Here is an 8,615-nt window from a genome sequence, read left to right on the forward strand (position 1 = left end):
CATGGCTAATTTCTTTATTCAGCGGCCGGTTTTCGCCTGGGTACTTGCCATCATTTTAATGATTGCCGGCGGGCTGGCCATTCTCAAACTTCCCGTCGCCCAGTATCCGACCATTGCGCCTCCTGCGGTGGCGATATCCGCAACCTACCCGGGTGCTGATGCCCAAACGGTGCAGGATACCGTGACCCAGGTTATCGAACAGAACATGAACGGTATCGATAACCTGATGTATATGTCTTCCACCAGCGACTCGGCAGGTAACGTCACGATCACCCTCACCTTCGAGTCAGGGACCGATCCGGACATCGCCCAGGTGCAGGTTCAGAACAAACTGCAGCTCGCCATGCCGCTGCTGCCGCAAGAGGTACAGCAACAAGGGATTGGCGTTGAGAAGTCCAGCAGCAGCTTCCTGCTGGTCGCAGGTTTTGTTTCAGATAACAAACATCTCACGCAGGATGACATCTCCGACTATGTCGCCTCAAACGTCAAAGATGCCATCAGCCGAACGTCTGGCGTCGGCGACGTCCAGCTGTTTGGTGCCCAGTATGCGATGCGCATCTGGCTCGACAGCAATGCGATGAACAAATATCAGCTGACGCCGCTGGATATTATCAACCAGTTGAAAACGCAGAATGACCAGATAGCGGCAGGCCAGTTGGGTGGAACGCCGTCCATTCCCGGGCAGCAGCTGAACGCCTCGATCATCGCGCAAACCCGCCTGAAATCGCCGGAAGAGTTTGGCCGGGTCACGCTCAAAGTGAATCAGGATGGCTCAATGGTGCATCTGAAAGATGTGGCTCGCATTGAGCTGGGCGGCGAAAACTACAACATGGTGACCAAAATCAACGGGCAGGCGGCAACCGGCCTGGGGATTAAGCTGGCGACCGGGGCAAATGCGCTGGACACGGCGGCAGCCATCAAGAGCAAACTGGCGCAACTGCAGCAGTTCTTCCCGCAGGGGCTGAAGGTTGTCTACCCCTATGACACCACACCTTTTGTGAAAATCTCCATTCACGAAGTGGTGAAGACCCTGTTTGAAGCGATTATTCTCGTCTTCCTGGTCATGTACCTGTTCCTGCAAAACCTGCGGGCGACGCTCATCCCGACTATCGCGGTTCCGGTCGTTCTGCTGGGGACCTTCGCGGTTCTGGCGGCGTTCGGTTTCTCCATCAATACCCTGACCATGTTCGGCATGGTGCTGGCGATAGGTCTGTTGGTGGATGACGCCATCGTGGTCGTCGAGAACGTTGAACGCGTCATGGTAGAAGACAAGCTGCCGCCGAAAGAGGCCACGCAGAAATCGATGGGGCAAATCCAGGGGGCGCTGGTGGGGATCGCCATGGTGCTCTCGGCGGTCTTTATTCCAATGGCCTTTTTTGGCGGTTCAACGGGGGCAATCTATCGCCAGTTCTCACTGACGATCGTTTCCGCTATGGCGCTCTCCGTACTGGTTGCGCTCATCCTGACGCCCGCACTCTGTGCAACGTTGCTCAAGCCCGTCTCCGGCGACCATCATGCGCAGAAAGGGGGGTTCTTCGGCTGGTTTAATGCGCGTTTTGATAAAAGTGTGGAGCACTACAGCAACAGCGTGAGCGGTATTTTGCGTAAGACCGGCCGCTATCTGGTGGTGTACGTCATTATTGTCGGCGGGATGGCGGTGCTCTTCCTTCGTTTACCGACCTCCTTCCTGCCCGAAGAGGATCAGGGGGTGTTTATGACGATGGTTCAGCTCCCGGCGGGGGCAACCCAGACGCGCACTCAGCAGGTCCTCGACCAGGTTCAGGATTACTATCTGAACAAAGAGAAGGCGAATGTGGAATCCGTCTTTACCGTTAACGGCTTTAGCTTTAGCGGCCAGGGTCAGAACTCCGGCATTGCCTTCATCAGCCTGAAGCCCTGGGAGGAGCGTCCGGGGGCGGAAAATGGCGTCGAAGCCATTGTGGGTCGCGCGACCAAAGCCTTCAGTCAGATTAAAGATGGTCTCGTGTTCCCGTTTAACCTGCCTGCAATTATTGAACTGGGTACCGCCACGGGCTTCGACTTTGAGCTGATTGACCAGGCTAACCTGGGGCATACCCAGCTGACGCAGGCGCGTAACCAACTGCTCGGCATGGTGAAAGAGCACCCTGATCTGCTGGTTCGCGTGCGTCCTAACGGTCTTGAAGATACGCCTCAGTTCAAGCTGGATGTCGATCAGGAGAAAGCGCAGGCGCTGGGTGTCAGTATTTCTGACGTTAACCAGACGATCTCGACGGCGTTAGGTGGCACCTATGTGAATGACTTTATCGATCACGGACGCGTGAAAAAGGTCTACGTCCAGGCCGACGCAAAATTCCGTATGCTGCCAGGCGATATTAACAACCTCTACGTGCGCAGCGCGAATGGGGAAATGGTCCCGTTCTCAGCCTTTAGCAACGCGCACTGGGTCTATGGTTCACCTCGCCTGGAGCGCTACAACGGGATGCCATCAATGGAGATCCTCGGTGAATCAGCCCCGGGGAAAAGTACCGGTGAGGCGATGGTGATGATGGAAAGCCTCGCGGCAAAACTGCCTTCCGGCATCGGCTATGACTGGACGGGAATGTCTTATCAGGAGCGGCTTTCGGGTAACCAGGCGCCGGCGCTGTACGCCATTTCACTGATTGTGGTGTTCCTGTGTCTGGCGGCCCTGTATGAAAGCTGGTCCATTCCGTTCTCAGTCATGCTGGTGGTGCCGCTGGGTGTCATTGGAGCGCTGCTTGCAGCGTCGCTGCGCGGGTTAAACAATGACGTCTATTTCCAGGTCGGCCTGTTGACGACGATTGGTTTATCGGCGAAAAACGCCATCCTGATCGTCGAGTTTGCCAAAGACCTGATGGAGAAAGAAGGTAAAGGTATTATTGAAGCTACACTGGAAGCGTCAAGGATGCGCCTTCGCCCCATCCTGATGACCTCCCTGGCCTTTATTCTCGGCGTCATGCCGCTGGTGATCAGCACCGGGGCCGGGAGCGGCGCGCAAAACGCCGTGGGTACGGGCGTGATGGGAGGGATGCTTTCCGCAACGCTTCTGGCCATTTTCTTCGTGCCCGTTTTCTTTGTGGTTGTCCGCCGACGATTCACCCGCCATAAAGAGTAATGTTTTCCTGAAAGGCACCTTTGGTGCCTTTTTATTTTTAACATAAACAACGAATTAGACTTTACAAAATAGCAGCGTTAAAACCAGGGTAGTTTGCATTAAGTAAAAACAGCCTATTGCAACTTCATAATTCCTCCATTAATTCTTCCTGAAACCGACTTTTCTCCACGATTTTTACAAACGACATAAATTGAGATTATTCCTCGTGTAACACGGTCTTACCCCGGTGGTAAAATAACCTCCAGTTCGCTAATTGCCCTCCTGGCTTTATAGCGGACGAGAAATAATACTGAGGTAACATCATGAAAAGATTCATTTCCGTTGCACTCCTCGCTGCGTTGCTTGCTGGTTGCGCGCACGACTCTCCATGTGTACCGGTTTACGATGACCAGGGCCGACTGGTTCATACCAATACCTGTATGAAAGGCACCACCCAGGATAACTGGGAAACCGCGGGTGCTATCGCCGGTGGTGCAGCCGCTGTGGCGGGTTTGACGTTGGGTATCGTTGCCCTGACCAAATAACATCTGTTCAGAAGCGCGGCTCCGGCCGCGCTTTTGCATTTAAAGAGTGCAGTGTTTTCAAATAAGTAAAAAAATAGCCCCGTATTTATTCAAATAATTAATTGCAGCCAGAAGCCAGTCACAACTTTTCCGTATACTCATTAAAATTTCATATTCTATCGTGATGATTTTCACACATTATTCCTATTGAATACCCTGCCAATATTCACTCTGGAAACTATCTCTTCATTTCCTCTGACTCTCGTTAAAACTTTTGCTCCGATTTGTGGCACAGGTTGTAATTTCGCACCGTTTCGGGGCGCTCGTTTTATTTAAGCCTGTCTACACTCAGCATTAAGCGTTCACTTCTCACTTATTTTGTCGAACGCAAAACTGGCATTACGTTTGCTTTATAAACGTTGGCCAACGCCACAGACAGGTAAAGCGTTTTTAAAACGCCTCTATAACGATAAATTCGCCACACAGGATGCATTATGAAAAAGACGATGATAGCCAGCCTGGCCGCTGCAGGCATGTTGTTTGCCGTAGCCGGTCAAGCCCATGCGGGAACGACACTGGATGCCGTTAAAAAGAAAGGTTTTGTTCAATGTGGTATCAGTGACGGTTTGCCTGGCTTCTCCTATGCCGATGCGAACGGCAAATTTACCGGTATTGATGTGGATGTCTGCCGTGGCGTCGCAGCTGCCGTTTTTGGTGATGACAGCAAAGTAAAATACACCCCGCTGACGGCGAAAGAGCGCTTTACGGCGCTGCAGTCCGGCGAGGTTGACATGCTCTCCCGTAATACCACCTGGACCTCCTCCCGCGACGCGGGTATGGGAATGTCATTTACCGGCGTGACCTATTATGACGGCATCGGCTTCCTGACCCATAACAAAGCGGGCCTGAAAAGCGCGAAAGAACTGGATGGTGCCACCGTCTGTATCCAGGCTGGTACTGATACCGAGCTGAACGTCGCAGACTATTTCAAAGCCAATAACATGAAGTACACCCCTGTGACATTTGACCGCTCGGATGAATCGGCTAAAGCGCTGGAGTCCGGTCGTTGTGACACCCTGGCTTCTGACCAGTCACAGCTGTATGCCTTACGTATTAAGCTGAGCAACCCGGCTGAGTGGATTGTCCTGCCTGAAGTGATCTCAAAAGAACCTCTCGGACCTGTGGTACGCCGTGGCGATGAAGACTGGTTCTCCATTGTTCGCTGGACATTGTTTGCCATGCTGAACGCAGAAGAGATGGGCATCAACTCGAAAAACGTGGATGAGAAAGCCGCGAATCCATCCAACCCGGATATGGCGCACCTGCTCGGTAAAGAGGGTGATTTCGGTAAAGATCTGAAGCTGGATAACAAGTGGGCTTACAACATCATCAAACAGGTGGGCAACTACTCTGAGATCTTTGAGCGCAACGTGGGATCGGATAGCCCGCTGAAGATCAAACGCGGCCAGAACAATCTCTGGAATAACGGCGGTATTCAGTACGCGCCACCAGTACGTTAAGTCATAGCTGTAACGGGCACTGCTCAGGCGGTGCCCACTCCAGAGTCATGGTTATTGAGGTTTCTTTATGTCCCATCGCCGCTCAGCCGTAAAAGGATCGCTATCCTTTTCTCATCCCGCGGTCCGCGCCTGGCTATTCCAGATTATTGCTATCGTTGCGGTTGTTCTCATCGCCGTGTATCTCATCCACAACACGATCACCAACCTGAATAACCGCGGCATTACCTCCGGTTTTGCGTTTTTGGATCGCAGCGCGGGGTTTGGCATTGTTCAGCACCTTATTGATTACCAGGAAGGAGACACCTACGGACGCGTGTTCGTCGTCGGTTTATTGAATACGCTGTTGGTCTCGGCGCTGTGTATCGTCTTCGCGTCGATACTGGGGTTCTTTATCGGCCTGGCGCGTCTCTCTGAAAACTGGCTCCTGCGGAAACTGTCGACTGTTTATATCGAGACGTTCCGTAATATCCCACCACTGCTGCAGATCTTCTTCTGGTATTTCGCCGTGCTGCGTAACCTTCCGGGTCCCCGTCAGGCCGTCGACGCGTTTGAGCTGTTTTTCCTCAGTAACCGAGGGTTGTCCATTCCTTCTCCTCTGCCAGGTGATGGACTGTACGCTTTTATCGGAGCGATTGTGATAGCGCTTGCTCTCTCTGCTGGAGTATTCCGTTTTAATCGCAAGCATCAGATCAAAACCGGGCAGCTTCGCAGAACCTGGCCCACGGCGGCTGTCCTGATTGTTTGCCTGCCGCTGCTGGCACACTGGCTGTTCGGAGCAGCGCTGCACTGGGATATTCCGCATCTGCGTGGCTTTAACTTTCAGGGCGGGATGGTATTAATTCCTGAGCTGGCCGCACTGACGCTGGCGCTGTCGATTTATACGTCCGCGTTTATCGCTGAGATTATCCGTGCAGGGATCCAGGCTGTACCTCACGGACAGCACGAGGCGGCACGCTCTCTGGGTTTGCCCCATACCGTGACGCTTCGCCAGGTCATCATTCCGCAGGCTTTACGGGTCATTATTCCTCCCCTGACCAGCCAGTATCTGAACATTGTCAAAAACTCGTCGCTGGCCGCAGCCATAGGCTACCCCGATATGGTGTCACTCTTCGCCGGAACCGTGCTTAACCAGACCGGACAAGCCATTGAAACCATCGCGATCACCATGTCTGTCTATCTGATCATCAGCCTGGTGATTTCATTGCTGATGAACCTTTATAACCGTCGTATAGCACTGGTCGAGCGCTAAGGAACTATGATGACAAAAGCGATACTGTCGCACGCCTCGCGCCCTGCCAACTCGACAGGTGGACGCTTTATTCTGTGGGCGCGTAAGAATCTGTTCTCCAGCTGGAGTAATAGCCTGCTGACGATCGTCTGCCTGTGGCTGATGTGGGAATTGATCCCGCCTCTGCTGAACTGGGCGTTTTTACAGGCTAACTGGGTCGGTTCCACCCGGGCAGACTGCACCAAGGCTGGCGCTTGCTGGGTGTTTATTCATGAGCGTTTCGGTCAGTTCATGTATGGATTGTATCCACATGAACAGCGCTGGCGGATAAATCTGGCGTTGGTCATCGGCCTGCTCTCTGTCGCGGTCATGTTCTGGAAAAAGCTGCCTCATCGTGGACGCTACATTGCCGGCTGGGCGGTGGTTTATCCCATCATTGTCTGGATACTACTGTATGGCGGTTTCCTGGGGCTGGAACGCGTAGAAACACGCCAGTGGGGCGGACTGACGCTGACGCTGATTATCGCTTCGGTGGGGATAGCCGGCGCGCTGCCGTGGGGGATTTTACTTGCCCTGGGACGGCGTTCAAAAATGCCGATCGTACGCGTGCTCTCCGTTATCTTCATTGAGTTCTGGCGCGGCGTGCCGCTTATCACCGTTCTGTTTATGTCTTCGGTCATGCTGCCGCTGTTTATGGCAGAAGGCACCACGATAGACAAACTGATCCGTGCGCTGGTTGGGGTGATTCTCTTCCAGTCAGCCTATGTTGCTGAAGTTGTACGAGGTGGGCTGCAGGCGTTACCTAAAGGCCAGTACGAAGCGGCGGAATCACTGGCGCTCGGTTACTGGAAAACGCAGGGGCTGGTCATTCTTCCACAAGCTCTCAAGCTGGTTATCCCGGGACTGGTCAACACAATCATTGCCCTCTTCAAAGATACCAGCCTGGTGATCATCATCGGGTTGTTCGATCTCTTTAGCAGCGTGCAACAGGCCACCGTGGACCCTGTCTGGCTGGGCATGTCCACAGAAGGATATGTCTTTGCAGCCCTTATCTACTGGATCTTTTGTTTTAGCATGTCGCGCTACAGCCAGCATCTGGAAAAGCGCTTTAACACCGGGCGTACACCGCACTGAGGAAATTATGAGCCAAATAACTATGACACCCGCCGACGCGATGATTACGCTGGAAAATGTGAATAAATGGTACGGACAGTTCCATGTCCTGAAAGACATTAATCTCAAGGTAAAGCAGGGGGAACGCATCGTTCTTTGCGGCCCTTCCGGCTCCGGGAAATCCACAACCATTCGCTGTATTAACCATCTTGAAGAACATCAGCAAGGACGCATTGTGGTTGATGGTATCGAGCTGAATGAAGATATCCGCAACATTGAACGCGTGCGTCAGGAAGTGGGAATGGTATTCCAGCACTTTAATCTGTTTCCACACCTGACCGTTCTGCAGAACTGTACGCTTGCGCCAATTTGGGTACGAAAGATGCCTAAAAAGGAAGCGGAGGCGCTGGCAATGCACTACCTCGAACGCGTACGTATTGCAGAGCATGCCAATAAATTTCCTGGTCAGATATCGGGTGGCCAACAGCAGCGCGTGGCTATCGCCCGCTCGCTGTGTATGAAGCCGAAAATTATGCTGTTTGATGAACCGACGTCAGCCCTGGATCCTGAGATGGTGAAAGAGGTGCTGGATACCATGATTGGGCTGGCACAATCCGGCATGACCATGCTGTGTGTGACACATGAAATGGGATTCGCGAGAACCGTGGCCGACCGGGTGATCTTTATGGATCGCGGGGAGATTGTTGAGCAGGCACCACCGGATGAGTTCTTTGCCCATCCTAAGTCAGAACGCACGCGAGCCTTCCTGTCGCAGGTGATTCATTAATCTGCTCTCTTGCCCGGAGGCGCGTTGCCTGCCGGGCCTACGGTTTTCACGGCAATCATAACGCAAAAAGGCCATCCTTTCGGATGGCCTTTTCACTTGTTTGATGTCTGGCAGTTCCCTACTCTCACATGGGGAGACCCCACACTACCATCGGCGCTACGGCGTTTCACTTCTGAGTTCGGCATGGGGTCAGGTGGGACCACCGCGCTAAAGCCGCCAGACAAATTCTTTTACTTCTTGCCGAAATTTAACCTAAGTATAAAGTGGTGCTGATACCCAGAGTCGAACTGGGGACCTCACCCTTACCAAGGGTGCGCTCTACCAACTGAGCCATATCAGCACGCTAAAT

6 protein-coding genes, 1 tRNA gene and 1 rRNA gene are annotated in these 8,615 nt (G+C 53.0%); 6 read left to right on the top strand and 2 right to left on the bottom strand.

Features of this window, described 5'->3' with window-relative positions; translation table 11 throughout:
* The first annotated feature begins 1 nt into the window (after position 1).
* From EKN83_RS20470 to EKN83_RS20495, 6 genes are all read left to right on the top strand, one after another.
* The gene (locus EKN83_RS20470; RefSeq protein ID WP_047959576.1) at positions 2–3,115 is read left to right on the top strand and encodes an efflux RND transporter permease subunit; all 3,114 of its coding nucleotides are present in this window, start codon (positions 2–4) and stop codon (positions 3,113–3,115) included.
* A gap of 302 nt (positions 3,116–3,417) precedes the next feature.
* Positions 3,418–3,639, top strand: a complete 222-nt coding sequence (locus EKN83_RS20475; protein WP_008502867.1) for a lipoprotein — start codon at positions 3,418–3,420, stop codon at positions 3,637–3,639.
* A 473-nt stretch (positions 3,640–4,112) separates the two neighbouring features.
* On the top strand, positions 4,113–5,138 hold the full coding sequence (locus EKN83_RS20480; protein ID WP_025760267.1) for an amino acid ABC transporter substrate-binding protein: 1,026 nt from the start codon (positions 4,113–4,115) through the stop codon (positions 5,136–5,138).
* A 67-nt stretch (positions 5,139–5,205) separates the two neighbouring features.
* The gene (locus EKN83_RS20485; RefSeq protein WP_095441894.1) at positions 5,206–6,387 is read left to right on the top strand and encodes an amino acid ABC transporter permease; all 1,182 of its coding nucleotides are present in this window, start codon (positions 5,206–5,208) and stop codon (positions 6,385–6,387) included.
* 9 nt (positions 6,388–6,396) lie between these two features.
* Complete coding sequence (locus tag EKN83_RS20490) at positions 6,397–7,500, top strand: amino acid ABC transporter permease (protein WP_095450650.1); 1,104 nt, start codon at positions 6,397–6,399, stop codon at positions 7,498–7,500.
* Between the two features lie 7 nt (positions 7,501–7,507).
* Positions 7,508–8,266: an amino acid ABC transporter ATP-binding protein gene (locus EKN83_RS20495; RefSeq protein WP_014171880.1), complete on the top strand. Its 759-nt coding sequence runs from the start codon at positions 7,508–7,510 to the stop codon at positions 8,264–8,266.
* Between the two features lie 105 nt (positions 8,267–8,371).
* On the opposite strand, the gene rrf is transcribed toward EKN83_RS20495, so the two are convergent.
* Together rrf and EKN83_RS20505 are read right to left on the bottom strand one after the other, a co-directional pair.
* Positions 8,372–8,487 (bottom strand): 5S ribosomal RNA (gene rrf, locus EKN83_RS20500).
* A 43-nt stretch (positions 8,488–8,530) separates the two neighbouring features.
* Positions 8,531–8,606, bottom strand: a tRNA-Thr gene (locus tag EKN83_RS20505).
* Positions 8,607–8,615 lie beyond the last annotated feature (9 nt).

The organism is Enterobacter sp. WCHEn090032, assembly GCF_003986875.1.
GTDB lineage: Bacteria > Pseudomonadota > Gammaproteobacteria > Enterobacterales > Enterobacteriaceae > Enterobacter > Enterobacter sichuanensis.

Coding starts and splice junctions, on each gene's coding strand:
- EKN83_RS20485 (WP_095441894.1), top strand. CDS start 5,206: ATGTCCCATCGCCGCTCAGCCGTAAAAGGATCGCTATCCTTTTCTCAT.
- EKN83_RS20490 (WP_095450650.1), top strand. CDS start 6,397: ATGACAAAAGCGATACTGTCGCACGCCTCGCGCCCTGCCAACTCGACA.
- EKN83_RS20495 (WP_014171880.1), top strand. CDS start 7,508: ATGAGCCAAATAACTATGACACCCGCCGACGCGATGATTACGCTGGAA.
- EKN83_RS20470 (WP_047959576.1), top strand. CDS start 2: ATGGCTAATTTCTTTATTCAGCGGCCGGTTTTCGCCTGGGTACTTGCC.
- EKN83_RS20480 (WP_025760267.1), top strand. CDS start 4,113: ATGAAAAAGACGATGATAGCCAGCCTGGCCGCTGCAGGCATGTTGTTT.
- EKN83_RS20475 (WP_008502867.1), top strand. CDS start 3,418: ATGAAAAGATTCATTTCCGTTGCACTCCTCGCTGCGTTGCTTGCTGGT.